This is a genomic window from Lacrimispora sp. (assembly GCF_032078915.1).
In the GTDB taxonomy this organism is placed as follows: Bacteria; Bacillota; Clostridia; order Lachnospirales; family Lachnospiraceae; genus Lacrimispora.
In genome coordinates, this window is the sequence record NZ_DAMAUN010000015.1 from 10,195 (window position 1) to 32,945 (window position 22,751).

Here is a 22,751-nt window from a genome sequence, read left to right on the forward strand (position 1 = left end):
AATGGTTAGTTTTAACTAACTAATTTCATATAGGGAGTTGTTATTACTAAGCAGTTACATTTTACCAAGAAAGGTGGTTTATCATGAAACAAATTAATTCTGCGGCTGCCAGGCCCAAAACCGGCATAGCCAGGTTGGTGGAGCTTGCGGCTACCAAAAAGCCTCTTATGATCTCTTCGGTGATCTTATCGGCGCTGGCATCTGTCGCCTCGTTTGTGCCTTATATCGCTATCTACTTTGTGGTGAGGGAAGTCATGGGAGTATTCCCTGATTTTAAGAATCTTGATCTGCAAAGAACGGTTGGGTTCGGGTGGCTGGCCTTTGGGGGAATCCTGCTTAATGTATTGCTGTACTTTGCGGCTCTGATGTGTTCCCATCTGGCCGCTTTTGGTACTCTGTACGAGTTGAAAGTGAACTTTGCTTCCCATCTTGCCGGATTGCCTCTTGGGTTTCATATGCTGGTCGGCAGCGGGAAACTGCGTAAGATCATGGATGAAAACATTGAGAAGATCGAAGGATTCATTGCCCACCAGCTTCCTGATCTGGTTGCCTCTTTTGTAGCTCCGGTTGTCATGTTCATCATACTTCTGGCAGTAGACTGGCGCTTTGGCCTTGCGGCTGTGGCTGGCATTGTCATTGCCTTTACGATCCAGATAAAAGCCTATGGCAATGACGGGGCTAAAACCATGATGGCAAAATACCAGAGCGCCCTGGAGGATATGAACAATGCATCCGTGGAGTATGTCCGCGGAATCACTGTAGTCAAAGCGTTTAAGCAAACGGTGTTCTCTTTCCGCCGGATGCACAGCGCCATTAAGGAATACACCAGAATGGTCATTCCTTATACCATGAGCTGGGAAAACTATATGTCCGCTTTTCAGACGGTCATCAATAACATTTACTTATTCCTGATCCCGGTTGGTATCCTGATCGGGCTGCATACATCTGATTATTCTGGTTTTGCAGCCACTTTTATCTTCTACCTGATCTTTGTGCCATCCATTGCATCCGTTTTGATGAAGATCATGTATGTTTCTAGCAGCGGGATGCAGATCATTGGCGGTGTGGAGCGAATGGATGAAATCCTGAATACCCCGCCACTTATGAATCCCCAGAGACCGAAGGAAATCTCCAGTCATGAGATTGTATTTGAAAACGTATCCTTTTCTTACGTCGGTCAGGAGGCCCAGGCACTTTCTGACATTTCTTTCCGGGCGGAGGAAAATCAGATCACCGCCATCGTTGGTCCATCCGGCGGCGGCAAAACCACCATTGCCCATCTCATTCCACGGTTTTTCGATGTAACAGAAGGAAGGATCAAAATCGGAGGCGTTGACGTACGGGATATGAGAAGCGAATATCTGATGGAAAAGGTCAGCTTTGTATTCCAGGATGTGTTCCTCTTTAAGCAAAGCATTATGGATAATATCCGGTTAGGGAATCAGGGTGCCACTGATGAGCAGGTGATCGCTGCGGCAAAGGCGGCGCAGTGCCATGAGTTTATTGAAAAGCTGCCGGAAAAATATCATACGGTCATAGGTACAAAAGGCGTCCATCTCTCAGGCGGAGAGCAGCAGCGGATTGCAATCGCCAGAGCCATTGTAAAAGACGCACCCATTGTTCTTTTAGATGAGGCAACTGCATTCTCCGACCCAGAGAACGAACATTTAATCCAGCAGGCGTTTCAGAAGCTGATGCATGGGAAAACGGTAATCATGATAGCCCATCGCCTGTCAACCATCCGCAGTGCGGATAAAATCATAGTAGTAGACAAGGGCTGCCTTGTGGAGCAGGGCAAACATGATGAATTACTGGAAAGACGGGGAAAATATTCTGATATGTGGGACGTATATACGAAAGCTCTTGACTGGAAGATGGATAGAAAGGGGATGAAAGAACATGTATAATTGGAAGGAATCACTGATGCTTACGAATAAAGGCTACAAGGATTTAAAGAAGGCCATTGCCGCCTGCACAATCACGAATCTGGCACTCATGCTTCCTTTTGCAGTGACCATTCAGGTTTTTGCCGAGCTTTTAAAGCCAATGATGGACCAGGAGATTTCATGGACGAGGATGTGGTTTTTATTTGGATGCGGCGTTGTTTCGGCAGTGCTTGTATTTTTTGCCAGTAAAAACGACTATAAAAAAACCTATGTCACGTCTTATCTGGAAGCTGAAAATTCCAGAATCAGCGTTGCTGAACGGATCCGGAAGCTGCCTATGAGCTTTTTTAACTCAAAGGATCTTTCCGAGCTGACCACAAACATTATGGCTGACTGTTCCACTACGGAGCATGTGCTGAGCCACATCATTCCCCAGCTGAGCGCCAATGCCATTTCTATTACTGTTATCTGTGTGATGATGGCTCTTTTTGACTGGAGAATGGCACTCTCTGTGTTCATCACTGTGCCTGCCGCGCTGCTTGTCATCTTAGGCAGCAAAAAGGTTCAGGCGAGATTAAGTGAGAAGCAGGTGGAAGCAAAACTGAAAGCTTCCGATCAGGTACAGGAGTATTTAGAGGGAATTAAGGTTATAAAAGCCTGTGGCTTAGACGGCTCGAAGTTTTCGGCGTTAGATGATGCTCTGCACCTGATGAAGAAAATGGCAATCAAAATGGAATTTGTCACCGGAATTTTTGTCACCGGGGCTCAGATGATTTTACAGGCAGGTGTGGGGCTGACCGTTTTTGTCGGAACCTATCTGCTGACAGGGGGCAGTATCCAACTCCTTCCCATGCTCATGTTCTTTGTCATCGTTGTCAGGATTTATGGCCCGGTCATTGTGGAATTTACCCTTTTGCCGGAATTGTTTTACCATCGGATCGCTACGAAACGGATGCGCACTCTTATGGCTGTTCCGGTCATGGATGGTGAGGGCGTTAAGCCGCTGAAACACTGGAATATTGATTTTGAGAATGTTTCCTTTGGCTACAACGCGGAAAAATCCCGGGATGACAGGGTGATCAAAAACCTGACCGTATCCATTCCTTCCGACGCCATCACGGCTCTGGTAGGCCCTTCCGGCTGCGGGAAAAGCACCATCTCTAGGCTGATTGCCCGTTTCTGGGATGTGAACGAGGGCAGCGTAAAAATCGGCGGAATTGATGTGAAAACCCTGGATCCGGAACATCTGATGAGCTATATGTCCTTTGTGTTCCAGGATGTGGTGCTGTTTAACGATACAGTCTTTAACAATATCCGCATCGGAAACATGGAAGCTACGGAAGAACAGGTTAAGGAAGCGGCGAGGGCCGCCTGCTGTGATGGATTTATAAACGCTTTGCCCCAGGGTTATGAGACAATGCTGGGGGAAAACGGCAGCACGCTTTCCGGAGGGGAACGGCAGCGTATCTCCATTGCCCGGGCGCTGTTAAAAAATGCGCCTATCGTACTTTTAGATGAGGCAACGGCCTCCCTTGATCCAGAAAATGAGGCGCTAATCCAGCAGGCAATTTCCAGACTGATCGAAGGCAAAACGGTAATCGTCATCGCTCACCGTTTAAGGACCATATCAGGGGCGGATAAGATTATCGTGCTCAATGAAGGCATGCTGGCGGAGGAAGGCACTCATGAGGAACTGATGAACAACAAGGGACTTTATGAAAGGCTGTACAGGATCCAGCAGGAAAGCTTGGGATGGAGTGTCTAAGGGGGAAAATGTCACCAAAATGAATAGGAGGAGTGATTCAGGTGAAAACCAGCCATATTATTTATAAAGTAGATGACTTGCACCAGGCAGTAAAGGAATATAAGGAAAAGGGATTTGAAGTGGAATATGGGACGTTGAAAAACCCATATAATGCGATTGTTTATTTTTCTGAGGGTCCTTATCTGGAACTGCTTGCTTCAACCGGAATGCCGGAATTCATGAAGAGGATTTTGCGCATGTTTGGAAAAAGCAGATTGGTCGATCGCCTGAATTATTGGGATAACCATAAAGGGGGCCCGTGCGGAGTCGCCCTTGAGAACTATAAAACAGATTTAAGGGATGAAAAAAGGATCCTGGAAAGAAACAAACAGGGATATTTTGAAATGCGTTCACGGAGGAATGATTCAAAGGGAAGAAAATTACGGTTTACGTGCCTGTTTCCGGATGAGATGCAGCTTCCTTTTCTCATGACTTATTTTAATATTGATCCGAAGCCTGTGAACTTTATACACCCGAACGGTGCAAAAAGAATAAAGAACATATCCTTCGGAACGAGGGAAGAGTTGATGCCAATGATCAAGGAACTATGTGACGATCCTGTATTGACCCTGTTTACAGGGAGCGGAATCAAAGATCTGGAATTTGAATATGCAGTTAAGGATATATAAATTAGGCCGCCATTTTTGGCGGCTTATTTATTTGAGAATTTGTTTGAGAACACGATGCCAAGCCGGTGGTCTGATCCAGTGGTGCCGGGCGGCTTTCATGGCTTAGAATTATGTATTATGTACATGTATATCTGAAATAACAATAAAAAATAGTGCAAAAGTTCAGGATGACAAAAGAAATGTAAGAATATTAAATGGAAAAGTGAACATCAAAACTTTATAATTAGATCATAGGAATTAAGCATTTCCATATAAGCGTGAATTAAAATAATTTAATAAAGGAGAGGTTATTTATGAAAAAAGGATTATTAACAGCTTCACTGGCAGCACTGGCGGCATTAAGCTTATCTGCCTGCAGCGGAGGCGGAAAGCCTGCAGAAACCACGGCAGCCCCCCAGACGACGGCTTCTGCCGAAACAAAAGCAGAGGAGTCCAAGGACGGAGCAGACGCAGCAAAGGCACCAGGGGATTACAAAGGTACCGTTGTCGTATATTCTCCCCATGATGCGGACCCGCTCAATGCAGGCGTGAACTTATTCATGGAAAAGTATCCAAACGTGAAGGTGGAAGTTGTTGCGGCCGGTACTGGAGAACTGTGCAACCGTATTGCAGCCGAGTCTGCTAACCCCATTGCAGACGTATTGTGGGGCGGCGGCGCAGACTCACTGGCAGCGTTTAAGGATCATTTCGCTCCCTATGTATGTGCCAATGACGAGTTCATCGGCGATGCTTATAAGGACGCCGGGGATATGTGGATCGGTGAAAGCCCCCTGCCTATGGTCATTTTTTATAACAAGAACTTAATCGAGAAGGATGGCCTTGCCATTCCCGAGACATGGGAGGATTTGACAAAGCCTGAATGGAAAGGCAAGATCGCATACTGTCTGCCATCTAAGTCCGGCTCCGCGTACACCCAGCTTTGTACCATGATCCTGGGCCATGGCGGTAAGGAAGACGGCTGGGATTTCATTAAGAAATTATATGACAATCTGGATGGAAAGATTGTAGACTCTTCCGGCAAGTGCCACAAGATGGTTGCAGACGGCGAGTTCTACGTAGGTCTGACCCTGGAGAAATCCGCAGTCCAGTATAAAGATGATCCGTCGGTTGGATTCGTATATCCCAAAGACGGAACCAGTGCAGTACCTGATGGTGTAGCTCTTGTAAAGGGCGCTCCCAATGAGGAGAATGCAAAGCTGTTTATCGATTTCGTTACATCAAAAGAATGCCAGACAGAGCAGAGCAAGAATTGGGGACGCCGTCCGGTAAGAAGCGATATGGAAGTAGGCGAAGGAATGGCTAAATTACAGGATATCGTGCTGGTGGATTATGATTTTGACTGGGCAGCAAATGAAAAAGAAACCATTATTGAGAAATTCAATGACATTATGGTCGACTAATAAAAAGGATAGGAATACATTCTGACTAAAAAGACTGTCCCGGCCCTTAGGGGACAGGACAGTCTTTTCCTGTAACAGACAGAAAGGCACCGAAGGTATAAGGAGGAACGAAAGGTATGAGCCATGCAGTAATTATTAAACAGGCCGTGAAAAAGTACGGTGATTTTACAGCACTAAATGGGGTGGATCTGGAGATGAAGCCGGGGGAATTTTTCACATTACTTGGTCCCTCCGGATGCGGCAAGACAACTCTGCTTCGTATGATTGCAGGATTCAATTCTGTGGATGGCGGGGAGATTTGCTTTGATGACAGGGTAATCAACAACTTGGATGCCCACAAGAGGGATATCGGCATGGTGTTCCAGAACTACGCCATCTTTCCCCATTTAACCGTGGCGGAGAATGTGGCTTACGGTCTGAAAGCAAAAAAATATCCGAAAGATCAGATTGACCGCAAGGTGGAGGAAGCCCTCGACCTGGTACAGATCAAAAATTTAAAGGACAGGAAACCAAATGAGCTTTCCGGCGGCCAGCAGCAGCGGGTGGCTCTGGCAAGGGCCTTTGTCATTGAGCCGGGGGTACTTCTCATGGATGAACCCTTATCCAACTTAGACGCAAAGCTCAGAGTACAGATGAGAACGGTTATTAAAAAGCTGCAAAGACGGCTTGGGATCACCACCATTTACGTTACCCACGATCAGGAGGAAGCTCTGGCTATTTCTGACCGGATCGCAGTCATGAAGGAAGGCAACATCATGCAGGTAGGATCTCCGGAAGAGATCTATAAGAAGCCGGCGAATACCTTTGTAGCCGGATTCATCGGAGTATCAAATTTTATTGACTGTGAAGTGGATGGAGGTGATCCGGAAAAAGCCGTATTAAATATTAAGGGGGAATGCAGCTTAACCTGCAGGCTGAAATCCGCCTTCAAAGGTAATGGGATTATTTCCGCAAGGCCGGAGCAGTTATTTTTCGATGAAAAGGAAGGCCTTCCCGGTAAGATCGTCATTTCCACTTTCCTGGGAGATTTCATTGAGTATGAAATCCTGCTGAACAACGGGCAGACCATTCAATTGAATGAATACACAAAGGATGCCAGCGACTTGCGGCCGGACGGTCAGGAAGTGCGGGTGAACTTTGATATCAGTGCGGTAGGTGTATACGATGCCAAGACCCAGGAGGTGATATCATGGTAAAGAAAGGATGGAAGTTTGACTTCTGGTTTTGGGTGAAAGTGGTGGTGGTAGGCTTCATGCTGCTGTTCCTGATTTACCCTTTCTGCACCCTGATAACGCGAAGCTTTTTCTCCAACAAGGTGGAAGGCTTTACCCTTGAGAACTACATCCGGTTTTTCACGAAAAAGTATTATTATTCCTCTCTTATGCGAAGCCTGTTCGTCTCCATTGTCACCACGGCTACGACTTTGGCCGTAGGGGTGCCCATGGCCTATCTGATGTCCAGATATAATGTTTTTGGAAAGCGTTTTATCCATATATTCATTATTATGAGCCTTATGAGTCCGCCGTTTATCGGCGCTTACAGCTGGATCATGCTGTTCGGGCGTGCTGGTTTTGTTACACGGTTTTTTGAAAGCATCGGGATCTTTCTTCCAAGCATCTATGGAAAGCTGGGCATTATTCTTGTTTTTACATTCAAGCTGTTTCCTTATGTATACTTATATACATCAGGGGCAATGGGAAGCATTGACTCAAGCCTTGAGGAAGCGGCGGAAAATCTGGGAAGCAATAAGCTTCGCAGGCTTTTGACCATCACCATACCGGTCATTCTGCCCTCCATCGCAGCGGGAGCCATCATGGTATTCATGACCAGCCTTGCGGATTTCGGCACGCCAATGCTCATCGGCGAAGGCTATATGGTTCTTCCCGTGCTGGTATACAACGAATATATGAGTGAGATCGGGGGCAATGCTCATTTAGCCAGTGCCCTGTCCGTGATCGTGGTACTCTGCTCGACTACGGTGCTTTTGCTGCAGAAATATTTTGTGACCAGAAAAAATTATGTCATGACAGCCATGAGACCGCCTAAGGAAGAGCAGCTTCACGGTTTCAAGCGCTTCCTGGTAACATTGCCGGTTATGCTGGTAACATTTATCGGCATCCTTCCTCAGATCGTGGTGGTGGTCAGCAGCTTTATAAAAAGCGATTTTACAGGTTTCAAAAAAGGGTTCAGTATCGAAAGCTATGTGACGATTTTTAACAGACTGTGGACCAATATCCGGAATACGTTCGTGTTCTCTGCCACAGCCATTGTATTCATTATCCTACTGGGCATGCTGATATCTTACATCGTAGTGCGTCAGAAAGGGATAGCAGGACAGCTTATGGATCTTCTCATTATGTTCCCCTTTGTCATTCCGGGCGCGGTACTGGGCATCAGCCTGATCGTGGCCTTCAATAAGCAGCCCATGATCCTTACGGGTACTGCAGCTATTATGATTATAGCCTTTGTTGTCAGGAAGCTGCCTTATACGGTACGGTCGGGCAGTGCGTTCCTGCAGCAGATGGACCCCAGTGTGGAAGAGGCCTCCATCAGCCTGGGCGTTTCACCCATGAAAACCTTTGCCAAGGTGACGGCAAGGCTTATGGCCCCGGGCATTCTGTCAGGAGCTATCTTAAGCTGGATCACCTGCATCAATGAGCTGTCCTCCAGCGTTATGCTTTACGGCGGAAAGACAAGTACCATATCCGTGGCCATTTATACGGAAGTTGTACGAAACAGCTATGGTACGGCGGCGGCACTGGCTTCCATATTAACGGTCAGTACGGTCATATCCCTGCTCATTTTCCTAAAGGTAAGCAAGGGAAAGGTTTCGGTTGTATAGTCCATCCAAAGTTATCACAGGAAGGCTTTGGGCATTTTTAGAAAACATGGAGGGATACGAAGGATGGTAACGTTTGGTACCGGTGGCTGGAGAGCCATTATCGGAGAAGATTTTACAAAGGAAAATATCCAGAAGCTGGCACTTGCCGTCAGTCTTAAGATGAAAGCGGAAAATGTGGAGGAAGAGGGGATTGTCATAGGATATGACAGACGTTTCCTGTCGAAAGAGGCAGTCATATGGGCCTGTGAGATATTTGGGAAGCAGGGAATCAAGGTGTATTTCGTTAACCGCAGTTCTCCCACACCACTTATTATGTTTTATGTAATGAAGCACCGGCTGAGCTACGGTATGATGGTAACGGCCAGCCACAATCCGGCCATTTATAACGGGGTCAAGGTGTTTACCTACGGCGGGCGTGATGCAGATGAGATCCAGACCCAGGATATTGAAAAATATCTTTTGGAAGCGGAGAGGAGCTATGAGCCAAACCACGAGGAGGCCGGAAAGATGCCTCCGGCTTCTTATCTTGAGCTTGTAAAAAAAGGAGTGGTAGAGGAAATCAATCCTTTAAATGAGTATCTGGACAATATCATATCCGTCATTGATATGGATGCCATACGCTCCCGGGATTTCCGGGTAGCCATTGACCCCATGTACGGAGTGAGCCTTACGGCCTTAAGCACCATCCTTTCCGTTGCAAGGTGTACCATTGAAACCATTAATGACCAGCATGACACTTTGTTTGGCGGAAAAATGCCTGCGCCAACGGAGCAGACTCTGCGGAACTTACAGAATTATGTGCTGGACCGGTACTGCGATATCGGGATCGCCACGGATGGAGATGCGGACAGACTGGGGGTCATTGACGATCAGGGCCGTTATCTCCATGCCAACAACATTCTGGTGATGCTGTATTATTATCTTCTGAAATACAAGGGTTTAAAGGGGCCACCCATTCGAAGCCTTTCCACCACCCATGTGCTGGACCGGGTGGCGGAGAGCTTTGGGCAGAAATGCTACGAGGTTCCCGTAGGGTTTAAGTTTGTATCCGCGAAAATGCAGGAGACGGATGCCATCATCGGCGGAGAGTCCTCCGGCGGCCTGACGGTTAAGGGACATATTCACGGCAAGGATGGAATCTATGCCGCCTCCCTTCTGGTAGAAATGATGGCCGTATCAGGGAAAAAGCTGTCTGAGATTGCAGCAGATATCCGCAGAGAGTATGGGGCGATCCATATGGCAGAACGGGATTACCGATTTACCAATGAGGAAAAGGAGAGAATCAACCGGATTCTCATGATTGACCGGAAACTGCCCAAAATGCCTTTTGAGATTGACAAGATCTCATATCTCGATGGGTGTAAGGTTTATTTTAAAAACGGCGGCTGGGTGATTGCAAGATTCTCCGGCACAGAGCCGTTGCTGAGGATCTTCTGCGAGATGGGAGCAGAGGCAGATTCTGTGAGCGTGTGCAGTTTGTTTGAGGAATATTTAGGACTGCAGGAAGGATAGGAAAAGGAAGAGGAAAAGGAAAAGGCTGGTGCAAAAGTAATTATTATTTTGCACCAGCCCCTCTGTGTTTCCTTTATAAAGTGTCAAAACGGATATAGGTGCGGTCATCAAAGCTGTCATTTCCCTTAACCAGCCCTTTGGTGCCCTTGTTTTCCCGAAAGCAGAGGGGATCTTTTTGTATAAGCTCCTTTAGGGCGGCTTCGCTTTCAGCCAGAGTCTCCTTAAGAACGGGATAGCCGTCGCTTGCAAGGACTAGCTGAGAGTGCGGGGGTATGGTATGGATGATGACATGATTTGAGTGAATGGGGAAACCGTTTAATACATCATATCCATAGTCAGAGTCCTCATTGGCGAAAAGAAGCTGGCGGCGCAGGAGGGAAAGGATGTATTCCCTTCCGGTGTCGTGGCCGGAAAGGGACGCTTCTGTCCGGCCGGAAAGAAGCTCCGTTTGAATATAAAGGCTTCTGACCTGGGAGAGCAGGCTGTCAATGGCTTTCACTTGCTGATGGTGGACACCGCCGATGAGACATTGGCAGTCACCAAAGGCCCATACCTCCCTGCGGCTGAAACTATACAGGATGAGAACTGCCTGCAGGCGTTCTTCGGGCTTTTCCTCCAGGAGGGAGCGGCGTGAGCGGCAGGCCCTGGCCAGGGCTTGGTTTAAATAGTCCATGGCGCCGGCTCCGTCAATGTCGGAAGGCATGGTGCTTAAGGCGCCAAGCAGTACTTCTTTGGCGTAGCATCCGCTGGTCATGTTTCCAGGACGGTCTCCCTGGGGTTCGGGCCAGGTAAGAGTCCCCTTGCTTGTAACTCCGTCGATTACAGCGATAAAGTTCTCATTTACAAAGAGCCCATCTTCGCACAGGCTGCTTCCGATGTGTTTGGGGATAATGGATTGTTCTATGATATGTACGGCCATGGCAGGCACCTCCAATTGTCTATTAGGTAAAGTTTACCATAAATATGGTCTTCTGCCCATGGCAAAACAAGCACTTTTTTGATATAATGGACAAAACGAAACCATATTGCGGACAGGAGAGGAGGATGCGTCTATGAGACTTTCTGACAGCACCAGAAAAAGATGGCCGGCGGTCTGCGCGCTGTCTCTTATTTGCTGCGTCCTGCTGTCTTCCTGCCGGCTGGAAACGGGAGAACAGCCCATGAACTCCCAGGCGGATCTGGTGGTTTACTCGGTTCAGGAAAAAGGGATATGCGAGCCTGTTGTCAAGGAGTTTGAAGAACGTACAGGCCTTAATGTAAAGGTGGAAAATGGATCTTTGGAGGAGCTGTTAAAAAAATTAGAGGATGGCAGCGGACCATATGGTGATGCCGGGGAAGCATGGGATGTGGTATTTGGGGTAGGTATTGAGACCCTGGAAGAAAAAAAGGAATACTGGCAGGCTTATGAAAGCCCGGAAATTCCATTCATAGCCGGGGCGTTCCGGTGTGAGGATCGGAAGTGGACCAGCTTTTCCGCCTGCCCCTTAGTCATCATGTACAACACCAATGTGGTGACATACCGGGAGGTGCCAGCGGGCTGGGCCAGCCTGCTTGAGCCAAGATGGAAAGGCAGGGTTGCTTTTGTGGATCCCGGTCTGTCGGACATCTATTCCTCAGCCCTGGCTACGGCTGCCTATACGTACCGGGGAGAAGGAGACTATATGAAGCAGCTGGCAGATAACCTGGAATACGGAAGCCTTTCCAGCTTATCGGAGGTGAATTCCGGCATTTTGGATGGCAGATATTCCCTGGGAGTCACCATAGAAGGAGCAGCCCAGGCGCTCCGCTCCGGCGGCGCAGATGTGGACTACATTTACCCGAAAGAAGGGACCACGGTGCTGCCGGATGGTACTGCCATTGTAAACGGCTGTCCCCATCCGGAGGCGGCCAGGCGTTTTTTGGATTTCACGGTCAGTAAGGATGCACAGAGGATCCTTGTTTCGGATTTAAACAGGCGCTCTGTGCGGATGGATGTACCTCCTCTGCCAGGACTTTCCCCTGTCAACAGGCTTCCCATCATAGATATGGATCTAAAGGGTCTTTCCCGGGAAAAAAAGGAAATCCAAAAGCAATGGAATAAGGTTTTGACTGTGTACAAAAGGAGGACTGGAGGATGAAGTGGTTCGGTCAGTTTTCTTTCAAGACACGGGTATTTTTGGGATGCCTGCTGGTAGCTCTGGTGCCTCTTACCTTTTCAAGCGTGGTGGTTACCAGGCTTTTTACAGCTTCCATTAACCGGCAGCTGGCGGTGGAGGGAAACCGGCAGCTTGAGGAGGTAAGCGCAAAACTGACCCAGGTATTTGAAAACTGTGAGAAGGCCTGTGAGACTTTTACAGCAGACGGTACAGCAGCCAGGGTGATGATCGATAAGGATGCCATTGAGATGCAGAAGGATTTATATCTGTCCTTATATCAGGCGGTTCAGGAGATATACAGCAGCGCCCAGTTCAGCATTTATGATTCTGGCGGAAAACTTCGTTTTACAACGGATACTGCTTCAAAAAACAGTTCCCTCCCCATCCGCTGGGGGCTTTTAAAGAAGGCCCAGGAGGCGAGGGGGATCACCTATTACAGGACGGATCCCTATCTTCCGGGAACGGATAAAAATATTCTGATGCAGGGAGCCTATTCCCTGGAAAATTCCCATGGAGCAAGAACCGGATATGTGGTCCTTGATTTTTCCCGTGAAAACTTTGACAATCTGCTAAATGGCTTCTATTCTTCCGGGGATACATTTTTGGTGCTGGATTCCCATCAAAGGCCCATTTACTGTTCCAGCCCGGAGTATGGGGAAAAGGAGATCAATGACATCATCTTTCATGGAGTATCAGGACATGAGGGAGAAAAGGGAAGAGGAGTGTATACCAGATATTTATGGACCAGGGAACCTTCCCAGGGGATCTACGTCATATTAAGACGTTCCGCACCAATCAGTGCCGAGGCCATCCGCACCATGGGAACGGTAAGCATACTTTTATCGGCTCTGGGTCTGGTACTCTGCCTGATGATTTCCGGTGCCCTCTCAAGAGGCATTGCCCAGCCGGTGAGCCAGCTGGATAAGGCTATGGCAAAGGTGAAAAGAGGGGATTTATCCATCCGCATTCATACAAACCGGCAGGATGAGCTGGGAAGGCTGACGGAAAGCTTTAACCAGATGACAGGCGACTTACAGAAATACTTAGAGGACACGGTTCAAAAGCAGAAGGATTTAAATAAGACCACCATTAAACTGTATCAGACCCAGCTGAACCCTCATTTTCTCTATAATACCCTGGATACGATTAAGTGGAATGCCAGGATCAACCAGATCCCGGAAATCGCCATATTGGCGGAGAATCTGGCGGTGATCCTTCGAAGAAGTATATCCAGCCGGCCTTTCATCACCTTGAGGGAGGAATTAGAAACCATTGAAAGCTACATCCAGATCCAAAAAATCCGTTTTACGGGACGCTTCCTCTATGAAACCGAGATACCGGACCATTTGGAGGACTGCATGGTGCCAAGAATGTTTTTGCAGCCATTGGTGGAGAACGCCATCATCCATGGGCTTGATGGGTGTGAGAACGGATACATCTGTATTTTTGCGGATCAGAAAGATGAAGTATTAAGCATATCCATTACGGATGACGGGTGCGGGATGGATAAGGAAATGGTGGACTGGATCAACAGTGACAATCCTGTGAAAAGGGATGGACACTTAGGGCTTTATAATGTGATCCGTATACTGAAAATTTATTACGGACAGGAATATGGGATCCGGGCGGAAGTGACAAAGGAGGGAACCACCATTGCCTTAAGGCTGCCGGTCCAGAGGGAGGTGACGGATGTATAAAGTCATAGTTGTGGAAGATGAGACGATGGTCCGCCGGGGAATCATTTTGACCATTAACTGGGCGGCTCTGGACTGTGTGATAGCGGGCGAGGCTGCTAACGGGGAGGAAGGGGCCAGCCTGGCAAACCGGCTTTCCCCGGACATTATCGTGACAGATGTGAAGATGCCCCGCATGGACGGGGTGGAGATGATCACCAAACTTCGGGAAGAAGGGTGCAGAGCGAAGTTCATTATCCTGACTGCTTACGGGGATTTTAAGTACGCCCAAAGCGCGTTGCGGTTAGGGGTCAGTGATTACCTCTTAAAGCCCTTAAAGGATGGAGATTTGGAACAGGCCATCCTGCATATCCGGAACCAAATCGAGCAGGGGAAGGAAAAGGAGGCAGGAGAGGTTTTGGCACCGGTGCTTTTGTTTCATGCGGACAAGAAATCCAAGAACAAATATGTGGCTGAGGCCATCCGGTACATCCGGATGCATTATCAGGAGAACATCACCATCAGTACGGTGGCGGAATACTTGGAAATCAGCGAAGGATATTTGAGCCGTGTGTTAAAAAAGGAAACGGATTATACATTTACCAGCTATCTTACGTTTTACCGGATGCAGGTAGCCATGTCCCTGCTAAAGGACTGCCGGGTCAAGGTTTATGAGGTGGCGGACCAGGTGGGGTATTCGGACACCGCCTATTTCAGTGCACAGTTTAAAAAGCTTTTGGGAGTATCGCCTTCGGAATATCAGGAAAGATGCGGCAAATGAGAGGGTTTTGTTTGCCGGCTTAATTCTATTGTAAATAAATGGTAAATATGGTATAATGAGAATATAATTCAATAAAGATTCAAAAGACGAAGGAGGTTATTGCTATGAAGTTTTTAAAGTGTAACCGTTGCGGTAATATTGTAGCGGTTGTAGAGGAAAAGGGCGGTACCATTACGTGCTGTGGAGAAAATATGCACGAATTGGTAGCCAATACAACAGATGCTGCAACTGAGAAGCACGTTCCGGTTATTGAGATTGACGGTCAGCATGTAAAAGTTACAGTTGGTTCTGTTGAACATCCAATGCTTCCTGAACATTTCATCGGTTGGATCGCATTAGAGACCAAGCAGGGCAATCAGAGAAAGATATTGAATCCAGGTGATAAACCAGTGGCTGAATTCATGCTTTGCGACGAAGATGAAGTAGTTGCTGCATACGAATACTGTAATCTTCACGGATTATGGAAAGCAGATAAATAAAAAAGTTGAAAAGCTCATGGACCTGATGGTCTGTGAGCTTTTTTTTAGCAATACCAATGATTGACATCTGCCCCGATTTGCTCTAGTATTAATTCTGAAGTTTTACTTTAGGATAGGAGAAGCCGTAGAATGAATAAGAAAGAAGCTAACGAAATAAAGAAACTTTTTACTCCTGCTAACTGTGCCATCAGCCGTATCTGTGGCTGTTATGTGGACGCGGAAAAGAACAAAAGAACAGAGATTAAGGAGGCATTTTTATCCCTCCCGGAAGAAGAAGCGTTTAAATATTTTACCATCTTTAGAAGCGGTCTGTCAGGGACGATCGGCAAGAACATGGTCAATATGGAATTTCCCTTACATACGGAAGCTGAGGGCGGAACCCAGAACTTTCTATTAAAGCTCCGGGACAGCCAGTTAAAGGATGATGCACTGATCGAGGAATTTTATGATAAGGTGATCGCAAGCTACGACTACGGCGAAAATTTTTACATCATCCTCATTCATTGTGCCTATGATATTCCCGCAAGGTCCTCTGATGGCCTTGAAATGGATGATGCCTCTGATTTTGTTTATGAATTCATCCAGTGCTCCGTCTGCCCGGTAAAACTGTCAAAGGCAGGCCTTTGTTACAATTCCGAGTCTAACGTAATCGAAAACCGCAGCAGGGACTGGATCGTGGAGGCTCCTGATACCGGCTTTTTATTCCCGGCATTTACCGACCGGAATACGGATATTCACAGCCTTTTATACTATACCAAAAACCCGGAGCAGATGCCGGAACGCTTAATTGATGAGCTGCTTGGCTGTGTGATACCCATGTCAGCCAAGAGCCAGAAAGAAACGTTCCAGGCACTTGTGGAGGAAACTCTGGGAGATAACTGCGATTTTGAAACGGTTAAGAGCCTTCACGAAAATTTAAATGAGATTCTTGAAGAAACAAAGGATGAACCGGCTCCCTTTACCCTGGACAAGTATCAGATGAAACGGCTGTTGGAGAACAACGGAGCCAGCCAGGAGAAGCTTGAGGAGTTTGAGCAGCGTTACAGCGAAAACGAAGAAACGTCTGTGCCTCCCTTTATCGCTTCCAATGTGGTTAATACCAGAAGCTTTGAGATCAAGACAACGGATGTAAGCATCAAGGTAGCGCCTGATAAAACCCATCTGGTGGAAAACCGGATGATCGACGGCCGGCCATGCATCGTCATCGGCATCAGTGAGCATGTGGAAATCAACGGAATCACGGTAAGGCCCATAGCAGCAGATAGAACAATGGAGCCGGAAGAGTAACACTCACCGGCTCCTTAATGGATGGACCAGACGTTTAAAAAGGGTCTGGATACAAAGAACTACGGTCTGGTCAAAGAGAAATGCCGCTGCGGCTGACAAAACCAGAACCAGAAGAAAGGAAAGCAGAGTGCTGCCTGCCATTCCGAAAGCAAGTCCGGAGTTATGGAGCCGCTCCCTGACAAAATAGAGTACGGCCCAGTGTACCAGCAGGATGGAATAGCTGTGCCGGATTAAGAAGTTCATCACGATCCCAGGCTTTGGAAGCCGGCTTTCCAGGGAACGGAGCATAAGAAAGACCGAGGCTGCCAAGAGGATCATGGCCGGAGCGCCTTCTGCCAATAGGATGGCCTTGTAATCAGGCCGCAGGGCAGTACAGAGGACGGTAAATAAGCAGGCTGCGAAGCCAAGTCCCCACCAGATTTTCCTGTATTTTAAGGAAATGGGGTGTGCAAAGTAGTAGCCAAGTAAAAACACCCCTTCCCATGGGCTGATCATAAGCTCAAAGTTTATAGGAAGGCCCATAGCAGGCAGATAAACCGCCAGACAGCGGAAGAGAAGGATTAAAACCGCCAGTCCGTGAAGCATGGAGTGGTTTAGATGCTTTAAAAGGATGCTGAAAAATGGAGCCAGGAGATACAGAGACAAAATGACATAGATCACCCATAAATGAGGTGCCCATCCAATCGGGCCAGCCGCCATATCCTTTATGGCCTTAAAAATTCCGCTTATAAAGCCGGAATTGAAATACTGGCAGGAGAGCAGGATATAAATACAGTAGTAGCAAAAAAAGGGAAGGGCCACCTGAAGGAATCTTTTATAGTAAAAAACAGCCAGGCTGTCTCTTTGCTCCCTTAAGATCAAAGCGCCGCTGTTCATGATAAACAGCGTGTTGCAGACCAGAAGAATGGAAGAAAGGGACTGCACCGCCACCCATTCTTTGGTCCCGGCGGTAAGTCCGGCTGTGGAAAAATCCAGGCAGTGGACTAAAATAACAAAAAGAGCAGCAATAAGACGGACATAATCCAGATAGAGAATCCTGCTTTTTCCGGCATCATTTCCTAAAAACAGATGTTTGATGTAATCTCTGTCCTTAAGCTGCCGCCTGATATGAATGCAGCAGGAAATCGCAATAAATGCCAGTATTGTCATCTGTAATTTCCCCATAAGTTCTGTTCCTTTCCGGTCCTGTTATTCTCGCGAAGGCTTGAGTTTCCACCATTATATCACAGGAAACCGGTCATCACAAACCAAACCCTGTGGGTGTTCCATGGAAAATTACGTGGTCAATCCCGGGAGGCTATGATATACTTAAGAAAAAGGAAACGTACAGAGAGGAAATGACAGTGGCAGATCGGACATTTGGCTGGGTACAGGAGGCCTATACCCTGGATAACTTAAAAAATGTGGTATCCGCGTTCGTGCCGGATTCAGAGATCAACAGGATCCTGCGCATGGATAAAATCCCCAGGCTCATATCGGAAAAAGACGGGAGAGATGAGTTTATACGGGAATTGAGCGGTGAGGAGATTACCATTCCTTATACCCATTTAAAGGGAAAGGGGACACCTGTGGGCTATACAAGGAGCAATGCCCCCTGTTCCGGGATTATCCAGGCAGTTCTGCCAGGGCAGCGGAAGGAATACCAAAGCGACTGGCCTGCAGATTCCTTTCTAAGATGGGCGGTAAGCATTGGTTTTCTCTATTACAGCCGGAACGATGATGTTTGTTCCCTGTCCCCCCTGGGGCGCCAATATGCGGAGGCGTCCGCAGGAAGTGAGGAAGAAGCCGGCGCATTAAAGACCGCATTGCTTTCCTATCCGCCCGTATGCCGGGTGCTTTCCCTGTTGGGGGAAGAAGGTCATCTGACAAAGTTTGAGATGGGAGCAAGACTTGGCTTCATCGGGGAGGCAGGCTTCACCTCCATTCCCCAGTACATGATCCTGCAGGGACTGACGGAAGCAGAATCCAGGGAAGAAAGGACAAAGCTTCTTCAGGATACGGAAGGAACCAGCGATAAATACGTCCGGACCATCTGCAGCTGGCTTTTACAGATGGGCTGGATCAACAAGGTGCCAAAAGAGGTAACTGTTTCGATTGGGGGCCTGACCTGCACCGGAACCATTCCCCAGTCTTATCAGCTGACGTTAAAGGGAAGGACCATATTAAAACATGTCACAGGAGTTTCAAGATTTCCCAAGATTCCCAAACGGGTGATGTGGGATATGCTGGCTACCAAGGTAGCTGACCGGGAATATTTACGCAACCGGCGGACCCATATCATAAAATGCCTGGAAGGAGCCTACCGCTCCCCTTTGCAGGTAAAGGAGTATTTAAAAGGCATGGGTATGGAAGAGGAGGAGGAGACGATTCTCGATGACCTCCGAAGCTTTGAAAATATTGGGCTTCATGTGAAAAAGACAGGAAATACCTATCGGATCATGGATGAGATTACCGGTCTTGAACTGCCTTCTAAGAGCCATGGGCCGGTACCGGTAAAATCAGAGGTGTCCCTGTGCAAGGATTATTTAAGATCCCATTTGAACCATGTGGATCATAGGTATCTGATCCTTTTGGATTTAGGATTTGACGGCACTTCTGACCGGGATTATGAGATACAGACCGCCCAGCTTCTGACAGGAGAACTTAACTTTAAGGGAGCCAGGCTTGGCGATACCAGAAAGCCGGATGTGTGCGTATATTATGGAGAAGATGGGCTGATCATTGATAATAAGGCTTATGGAAAGGGGTATTCCCTTCCCATCAAGCAGGCTGATGAGATGTACCGTTATATTGAGGAAAATAAAGAACGGAATGAGAAGCTTAATCCCAATAAGTGGTGGGAGATCTTTGACAAAGATGTGATCCACTACCACTTTGCATTTGTTTCCGGGGCCTTTACCGGCGGATTTAAGGAAAGGCTCGAGAACATCCGGATGCGTTCCGGGATTTACGGAGCCGCAGTCAATTCCATGAATCTCCTTTTGATGGCGGAAGAACTGAAGTCTGGAAGACTGGGTTATAAAGAATGTTTTAAGCTTTTTGACTGCAATGATGAGATTGTGCTGCAACGTTCTTAGGCACATGGAGGTTTGATGATATGGTGTTGGGAGAATACCTTCCTTTCTGGAATAAGCTGACAGAGAAACAGAGAATGCTCTTAAAAGAAAAGGCCAGGGAAGCCAGGTTTGAAAAGGGAATGCTGGTCCATGGCGGTGCTGACGGCTGCAGCGGGCTTTTGCTTGTGACCGCAGGGCAGCTAAGGGTTTTCATGTTATCGGATGAGGGGCGGGAGCTGACGCTTTACCGTCTGCTTGAGCGGGATATCTGCCTTTTTACCGGTCCCTGTATGGTTAAAAACATTCAATTCGATGTGACGGTGGAAGCGGAGCAGGACTGCGTGGTTTCTGTGATCCCTCCGGAAGTTTATAAGACGCTGATGGAGCAGTCGGCAGTTGTCTCTAATTTTACCAATGAGCTGATGGCTTCCCGTTTTTCCGATGTCATGTGGCTGATGGATCAGGTCTTAAATAAGAAAATGGATGGCCGTCTGGCTGCTTTTCTTTTAGAAGAGGGCAGGCTTAACGGTTCCAGTGAGCTTTCCATCACTCATGAGCAGATTGCCCATCACCTGGGAACTGCAAGAGAAGTGGTCACCCGGCTTTTGCGTTTGTTCCAGGCAGATCATCTGGTAAAGCTCACCAGGGGAAACGTGGAGCTGCTTAATGAAAAGGGTCTGGAGCTGCTTGCTGCGGACAGCCTGCGGTAGAAATCCTTGTACTATTTGAAAAACATGGGAAATTTCCTTGCATTCTTCTCTTTTCACAGTTATATTATAAAAAGTTTATAAAAAATTTATATATACAGAGGAACAGGAAAGATGAAGGATATTATCCCACAGTTTTTTTTATCAATGAAGCATTACACAAGGGAGAAGTTTGTAAAGGATGTCATTTCAGGGATCATCGTGGCGATCATTGCTCTGCCCCTTTCCATCGCCCTTGCCCTGGCTTCCGGTGTGACACCGGAGCAGGGGCTTTACACAGCCATTGTTGCAGGCTTTGTCATCTCTTTTTTAGGCGGCAGCAAGGTTCAGATCGCAGGGCCTACGGCAGCATTTGCATCCATTGTAGCCGGAATCGTTTTAAAAAACGGGCTTGACGGCCTGGCTGCGGCAACCATTATGGCCGGGATTCTCCTTGTGATCATGGGGTTTTTACGGCTGGGAAGCCTGATACGTTTTATTCCGTATACCATTACAACCGGGTTCACCGCTGGCATTGCGGTGACTATTTTTATCGGCCAGATAAAGGATTTTCTCGGTCTTACCTTTGAAAAGGCACCGGTGGAGACCATGGAAAAGCTGGAGCAGGTGGTGCGCACCATCGGAACCCTTAACCCTATGGCATTGGCTATAGGAATGATCGCTCTTGCCGTACTTATCATCTGGCCAAGATATTTTAAAAAGGTACCCCCATCCTTGATTGCAGTTATTCTGACTGCTGTTTTGGTAAAGGTACTGGAGCTTCCGGTTCATACGATTGGGGATCTGTATACCATCTCTCCAAGACTTCCGGAACTGCATATACCAAGGCTGTCTTTTGCCATGATGGGAAAGGTCATGCCCGATGCAGTGACCATTGCGGTGTTAGCCGCCATTGAATCATTGCTGTCCTGCGTTGTGGCTGACGGTATGATAGGCAGCAGACACAATTCCAATATGGAGCTGATTGCCCAGGGAGTCGGAAATACCTTCTCCGCCCTGTTTGGAGGAATCCCTGCGACCGGCGCCATTGCGCGGACAGCCGCCAACGTTAAAAACGGGGGAAGGACTCCTGTGGCCGGAATGGTTCATGCGGTACTTCTGCTGCTGATCCTCATATTCCTCATGCCCTATGCAGCTCTTATCCCCATGCCGGCCATTGCAGCGATTCTGTTTATGGTTGCTTACAATATGAGCGAGTGGAGAGAGTTTGTTACGATTGTAAAAACCTCCCCCAAAAGTGATTGGTCGGTGCTTTTGGTATCGTTTGTCCTGACGGTGGCATTTGATCTGGTTATGGCAATCGGCGTTGGCCTGGTCATCGCTTCTTTGCTGTTCATGAAGCGGATGGCAGATGTGGCCGAGGTCAATGGCTGGAAGTATCTGGAGGATGAAGAGGATCATGATGGAGACCGAATTGACTTAAAGCCAGTTCCGGGGCATGTGGCCGTATTTGAAATCAATGGACCGATGTTCTTTGGAGCCGCCGATAAGATATCAAAGGTTGTCTTGGAAGATGGAAAGAGAGTGCTGATCCTTCGTATGCGCAGCGTTCCGGCCATGGATACAACTGCATTAAAAAGTTTGAAAAAGCTTTACAGCAGCTTAAAAAGAAAAAACGTCACACTGGTATTATCCCATGTAAACGAGCAGCCTATGTCAATGATGGAACGGGCGGGATTTGTAGCGGATATGGGAAGAGAGAATATTGCGGGATGTATTGATGATGCATTGATACGCGCTTCTGCTTTATAAAAATGCCTGCAGGCTAACAGTGCCCATAAGTCGGAAAAAGTGCCGTAAGAATTCAGAGTAATAGAAATGCTCTGGTTTCTTGCGGCTTTTTTATGCTCGATCAGCGGGAGTGGAAGTCTGAAACAGTAAGTCAATAGAGATAAAATGGACAAGTTGTTAAAAAAATGTCATAAAAATATGAAAAAAATGTTGACATCCTAAAAAGATGATATTATAATCAATACATATAAAACCTATAAATATGATAGGGTATACAAAGAAAGGATGTTATTCATATGAAAAACACAATGGTTTCTACCAGGAATAATCGTTTAGCAGGTTTTGAAAAAATGGATTGCTGTTGCTGTAAAACTGTGTGCATGTGTATGAATACAGCTGGTTTTTGTATGTATTAGAATACCTGGTCCATGGCAGCAGGAGTTTGGCAGGTACTATAATAGTGCCTGTTTTTTTTATAAACAGAAATAGATGATAAAATCCATCAGTAACACCATTGGACCAATCTGCGTGGCCAGGAAGATGCAGAAAGTACATAGAGAGCGTCAGATACATATAAAAAAGAACCACCTGAGAAAAAGAACCAGGGCCTTGGAAAAGAACCAGGCCCGGCAGCGATCCATAAGTGAGAGAAGGTGATTCCTATATCCTATTCAAATGCTCCTGATCCTGAGAAAGAATATATCAGGCTGATCCATGAAATGGCCAGCCATGTAAAGTATGGTTCCATTACCATCACGATTCAGGATGGAAAAATAGTACAGATCGAAAAAATAGAAAAAATAAGATTAAAGGACTGACTGGACAACCG

18 protein-coding genes are annotated in these 22,751 nt (G+C 47.2%); 16 read left to right on the top strand and 2 right to left on the bottom strand.

Translation table 11 applies throughout. The annotated features are described in order from the left end of the window. Nucleotides 1-83 precede the first annotated feature (83 nt). The 7 genes from RT269_RS08125 to RT269_RS08155 all read left to right on the top strand — a co-directional run bounded on the left by RT269_RS08125 (nucleotide 84) and on the right by RT269_RS08155 (nucleotide 10,073). Nucleotides 84-1,907: an ABC transporter ATP-binding protein gene (locus RT269_RS08125; RefSeq protein ID WP_313181770.1), complete on the top strand. Its 1,824-nt coding sequence runs from the start codon at nucleotides 84-86 to the stop codon at nucleotides 1,905-1,907. After that, complete coding sequence (locus tag RT269_RS08130) at nucleotides 1,900-3,651, top strand: ABC transporter ATP-binding protein (RefSeq protein WP_313181771.1); 1,752 nt, start codon at nucleotides 1,900-1,902, stop codon at nucleotides 3,649-3,651. Before RT269_RS08125 ends, RT269_RS08130 begins: the two co-directional genes overlap by 8 nt. Nucleotides 3,652-3,692: 41 nt before the next feature. Further along, nucleotides 3,693-4,319: a VOC family protein gene (locus RT269_RS08135; RefSeq protein ID WP_313181772.1), complete on the top strand. Its 627-nt coding sequence runs from the start codon at nucleotides 3,693-3,695 to the stop codon at nucleotides 4,317-4,319. A gap of 293 nt (nucleotides 4,320-4,612) precedes the next feature. Continuing rightward, entirely contained in the window at nucleotides 4,613-5,719 is a 1,107-nt protein-coding gene (locus tag RT269_RS08140; RefSeq protein WP_313181773.1) for an ABC transporter substrate-binding protein, read from the top strand. 116 nt (nucleotides 5,720-5,835) lie between these two features. Next, nucleotides 5,836-6,915: an ABC transporter ATP-binding protein gene (locus RT269_RS08145; protein ID WP_313181775.1), complete on the top strand. Its 1,080-nt coding sequence runs from the start codon at nucleotides 5,836-5,838 to the stop codon at nucleotides 6,913-6,915. Further along, a complete protein-coding gene (locus RT269_RS08150; RefSeq protein ID WP_313181776.1) occupies nucleotides 6,909-8,561 on the top strand; it encodes an ABC transporter permease in 1,653 nt (550 codons plus the stop codon). Before RT269_RS08145 ends, RT269_RS08150 begins: the two co-directional genes overlap by 7 nt. A gap of 63 nt (nucleotides 8,562-8,624) precedes the next feature. Continuing rightward, nucleotides 8,625-10,073 carry a phosphoglucomutase/phosphomannomutase family protein gene (locus RT269_RS08155; RefSeq protein ID WP_313181777.1) on the top strand — a complete coding sequence of 483 codons (1,449 nt, stop codon included), beginning with the start codon at nucleotides 8,625-8,627 and terminating at the stop codon, nucleotides 10,071-10,073. Between the two features lie 73 nt (nucleotides 10,074-10,146). On the opposite strand, the gene RT269_RS08160 is transcribed toward RT269_RS08155, so the two are convergent. Next, nucleotides 10,147-10,992: a hypothetical protein gene (locus tag RT269_RS08160; protein WP_313181779.1), complete on the bottom strand. Its 846-nt coding sequence runs from the start codon at nucleotides 10,990-10,992 to the stop codon at nucleotides 10,147-10,149. 133 nt (nucleotides 10,993-11,125) lie between these two features. Between RT269_RS08160 and RT269_RS08165 the strand changes: the two genes are divergently transcribed. The 5 genes from RT269_RS08165 to RT269_RS08185 all read left to right on the top strand — a co-directional run bounded on the left by RT269_RS08165 (nucleotide 11,126) and on the right by RT269_RS08185 (nucleotide 16,428). Then, nucleotides 11,126-12,190 (top strand): extracellular solute-binding protein, encoded by a 1,065-nt coding sequence (locus RT269_RS08165; RefSeq protein WP_313181780.1) that lies wholly within the window; start codon nucleotides 11,126-11,128, stop codon nucleotides 12,188-12,190. After that, entirely contained in the window at nucleotides 12,187-13,905 is a 1,719-nt protein-coding gene (locus tag RT269_RS08170; RefSeq protein ID WP_313181781.1) for a histidine kinase, read from the top strand. Before RT269_RS08165 ends, RT269_RS08170 begins: the two co-directional genes overlap by 4 nt. After that, nucleotides 13,898-14,662: a response regulator transcription factor gene (locus RT269_RS08175; RefSeq protein ID WP_313181783.1), complete on the top strand. Its 765-nt coding sequence runs from the start codon at nucleotides 13,898-13,900 to the stop codon at nucleotides 14,660-14,662. The genes RT269_RS08170 and RT269_RS08175 overlap by 8 nt, the downstream gene beginning before the upstream one ends. A gap of 104 nt (nucleotides 14,663-14,766) precedes the next feature. Next, the gene (locus RT269_RS08180; RefSeq protein WP_313181784.1) at nucleotides 14,767-15,141 is read left to right on the top strand and encodes a desulfoferrodoxin family protein; all 375 of its coding nucleotides are present in this window, start codon (nucleotides 14,767-14,769) and stop codon (nucleotides 15,139-15,141) included. Nucleotides 15,142-15,270: 129 nt separating this feature from the next. Continuing rightward, nucleotides 15,271-16,428: a DUF4317 domain-containing protein gene (locus RT269_RS08185; RefSeq protein WP_313181786.1), complete on the top strand. Its 1,158-nt coding sequence runs from the start codon at nucleotides 15,271-15,273 to the stop codon at nucleotides 16,426-16,428. Nucleotides 16,429-16,431: 3 nt separating this feature from the next. On the opposite strand, the gene RT269_RS08190 is transcribed toward RT269_RS08185, so the two are convergent. Continuing rightward, the gene (locus RT269_RS08190; RefSeq protein WP_313181787.1) at nucleotides 16,432-17,592 is read right to left on the bottom strand and encodes an acyltransferase; all 1,161 of its coding nucleotides are present in this window, start codon (nucleotides 17,590-17,592) and stop codon (nucleotides 16,432-16,434) included. A 173-nt stretch (nucleotides 17,593-17,765) separates the two neighbouring features. Between RT269_RS08190 and RT269_RS08195 the strand changes: the two genes are divergently transcribed. The 4 genes from RT269_RS08195 (at nucleotide 17,766) to RT269_RS08210 (ending at nucleotide 22,740) form a co-directional block, all read left to right on the top strand. Beyond that, on the top strand, nucleotides 17,766-19,505 hold the full coding sequence (locus tag RT269_RS08195) for a restriction endonuclease FokI C-terminal domain-containing protein (protein WP_313181789.1): 1,740 nt from the start codon (nucleotides 17,766-17,768) through the stop codon (nucleotides 19,503-19,505). 20 nt (nucleotides 19,506-19,525) lie between these two features. Continuing rightward, nucleotides 19,526-20,194 (top strand): Crp/Fnr family transcriptional regulator, encoded by a 669-nt coding sequence (locus tag RT269_RS08200; RefSeq protein ID WP_313181791.1) that lies wholly within the window; start codon nucleotides 19,526-19,528, stop codon nucleotides 20,192-20,194. Nucleotides 20,195-20,305: 111 nt separating this feature from the next. Next, nucleotides 20,306-21,943: a SulP family inorganic anion transporter gene (locus RT269_RS08205; protein WP_313181792.1), complete on the top strand. Its 1,638-nt coding sequence runs from the start codon at nucleotides 20,306-20,308 to the stop codon at nucleotides 21,941-21,943. Nucleotides 21,944-22,575: 632 nt separating this feature from the next. After that, nucleotides 22,576-22,740 carry a YezD family protein gene (locus RT269_RS08210; protein WP_084496235.1) on the top strand — a complete coding sequence of 55 codons (165 nt, stop codon included), beginning with the start codon at nucleotides 22,576-22,578 and terminating at the stop codon, nucleotides 22,738-22,740. The last annotated feature ends 11 nt before the right edge of the window (nucleotides 22,741-22,751 follow it).

What these genes read in the sequence shown, in the direction of transcription:
- RT269_RS08165 (WP_313181780.1), top strand. Translation starts at nt 11,126, where the DNA reads ATGAGACTTTCTGACAGCACCAGAAAAAGATGGCCGGCGGTCTGCGCG.
- RT269_RS08190 (WP_313181787.1), bottom strand. Translation starts at nt 17,592, where the DNA reads ATGGGGAAATTACAGATGACAATACTGGCATTTATTGCGATTTCCTGC.
- RT269_RS08205 (WP_313181792.1), top strand. Translation starts at nt 20,306, where the DNA reads ATGAAGGATATTATCCCACAGTTTTTTTTATCAATGAAGCATTACACA.
- RT269_RS08125 (WP_313181770.1), top strand. Translation starts at nt 84, where the DNA reads ATGAAACAAATTAATTCTGCGGCTGCCAGGCCCAAAACCGGCATAGCC.
- RT269_RS08170 (WP_313181781.1), top strand. Translation starts at nt 12,187, where the DNA reads ATGAAGTGGTTCGGTCAGTTTTCTTTCAAGACACGGGTATTTTTGGGA.
- RT269_RS08150 (WP_313181776.1), top strand. Translation starts at nt 6,909, where the DNA reads ATGGTAAAGAAAGGATGGAAGTTTGACTTCTGGTTTTGGGTGAAAGTG.
- RT269_RS08175 (WP_313181783.1), top strand. Translation starts at nt 13,898, where the DNA reads ATGTATAAAGTCATAGTTGTGGAAGATGAGACGATGGTCCGCCGGGGA.
- RT269_RS08140 (WP_313181773.1), top strand. Translation starts at nt 4,613, where the DNA reads ATGAAAAAAGGATTATTAACAGCTTCACTGGCAGCACTGGCGGCATTA.
- RT269_RS08185 (WP_313181786.1), top strand. Translation starts at nt 15,271, where the DNA reads ATGAATAAGAAAGAAGCTAACGAAATAAAGAAACTTTTTACTCCTGCT.
- RT269_RS08195 (WP_313181789.1), top strand. Translation starts at nt 17,766, where the DNA reads ATGACAGTGGCAGATCGGACATTTGGCTGGGTACAGGAGGCCTATACC.
- RT269_RS08160 (WP_313181779.1), bottom strand. Translation starts at nt 10,992, where the DNA reads ATGGCCGTACATATCATAGAACAATCCATTATCCCCAAACACATCGGA.
- RT269_RS08145 (WP_313181775.1), top strand. Translation starts at nt 5,836, where the DNA reads ATGAGCCATGCAGTAATTATTAAACAGGCCGTGAAAAAGTACGGTGAT.
- RT269_RS08155 (WP_313181777.1), top strand. Translation starts at nt 8,625, where the DNA reads ATGGTAACGTTTGGTACCGGTGGCTGGAGAGCCATTATCGGAGAAGAT.
- RT269_RS08130 (WP_313181771.1), top strand. Translation starts at nt 1,900, where the DNA reads ATGTATAATTGGAAGGAATCACTGATGCTTACGAATAAAGGCTACAAG.
- RT269_RS08200 (WP_313181791.1), top strand. Translation starts at nt 19,526, where the DNA reads ATGGTGTTGGGAGAATACCTTCCTTTCTGGAATAAGCTGACAGAGAAA.
- RT269_RS08180 (WP_313181784.1), top strand. Translation starts at nt 14,767, where the DNA reads ATGAAGTTTTTAAAGTGTAACCGTTGCGGTAATATTGTAGCGGTTGTA.